Annotated in this window: 1 protein-coding gene and 3 pseudogenes; 2 read left to right on the top strand and 2 right to left on the bottom strand. The window is 62.2% G+C overall.

Going from position 1 to position 699, the window contains the following annotated elements; all coding sequences use genetic code 11:
• Positions 1–114, top strand: a 114-nt coding sequence (locus A9X05_RS29400) for a class I SAM-dependent methyltransferase (RefSeq protein WP_197498935.1), incomplete at its 5' end; no start/stop codon positions are given.
• Between the two features lie 26 nt (positions 115–140).
• Here the strand turns inward: A9X05_RS29400 and A9X05_RS30880 are convergent.
• Positions 141–329: pseudogene (locus A9X05_RS30880) on the bottom strand (class I SAM-dependent methyltransferase); the annotation flags it as partial.
• Between A9X05_RS30880 and A9X05_RS30875 the strand changes: the two are divergent.
• Positions 321–470 (top strand): annotated as a pseudogene (locus A9X05_RS30875) (class I SAM-dependent methyltransferase); the annotation flags it as partial. The pseudogenes A9X05_RS30880 and A9X05_RS30875 sit on opposite strands and share 9 nt — an antisense overlap.
• On the opposite strand, the pseudogene A9X05_RS29390 reads toward A9X05_RS30875, so the two are convergent.
• A pseudogene (locus A9X05_RS29390) lies at positions 457–699 on the bottom strand (class I SAM-dependent methyltransferase); the annotation flags it as partial. The pseudogenes A9X05_RS30875 and A9X05_RS29390 overlap by 14 nt on opposite strands.

Below are 699 nucleotides of genomic sequence, written 5' to 3'. Positions count from 1 at the left end.
ATCGCCATCCAGTCGCAAGAGATCTACGACCGCTACATGAAGTACCTGACCGGTTGCGCGAAGCTGTTCCGCCAGGGTTACACCGACGTCGACCAGTTCACGCTGCAAAAGTAGCGGAACGACCCCCAGCTCCTCGCCGCCTACTTCACGAGGGTGAACTGGCCCACATTGCTGATGCCCTTGCGGAAGAAGTCCTCGCAGCCGGTCAGGTACTTCATGTAGCGGTCGTAGACCTCTTGCGACTGGATCGCGATGGCCGCGTCCTTGTTGGCCGCCAGGTTTGCCGCCCATATATTGAGAGTCCGCTCGTAGTGCTCACCCACTACGCGCGCACCCTGGAGACGTGGGCGGCCGCCCTCGAGGCGAACCGCGACGAGGCCATCGCCATCCAGTCGCAAGAGATCTACGACCGCTACATGAAGTACCTGACCGGTTGCGCGAAGCTGTTCCGCCAGGGCCCACATTGCTGATGCCCTTGCGGAAGAAGTCCTCGCAGCCGGTCAGGTACTTCATGTAGCGGTCGTAGACCTCTTGCGACTGGATCGCGATGGCCGCGTCCTTGTTGGCCGCCAGGTTTGCCGCCCATATATTGAGAGTCCGCTCGTAGTGCTCACCCAGTAATTGCACCCGGGTCAGCTCGAAGCCGGCCGTTACGGCGTACTCCCCGACGGTCTGCGGGGTCGGGAGCCAGCCCCCCGG

This window comes from Mycobacterium sp. E3298 (assembly GCF_001666895.1).
In the GTDB taxonomy this organism is placed as follows: domain Bacteria; phylum Actinomycetota; class Actinomycetes; order Mycobacteriales; family Mycobacteriaceae; genus Mycobacterium.
The sequence above is the reverse complement of the archived record's forward strand: the minus strand, read 5'-3'. Positions and strand labels throughout refer to the sequence as shown.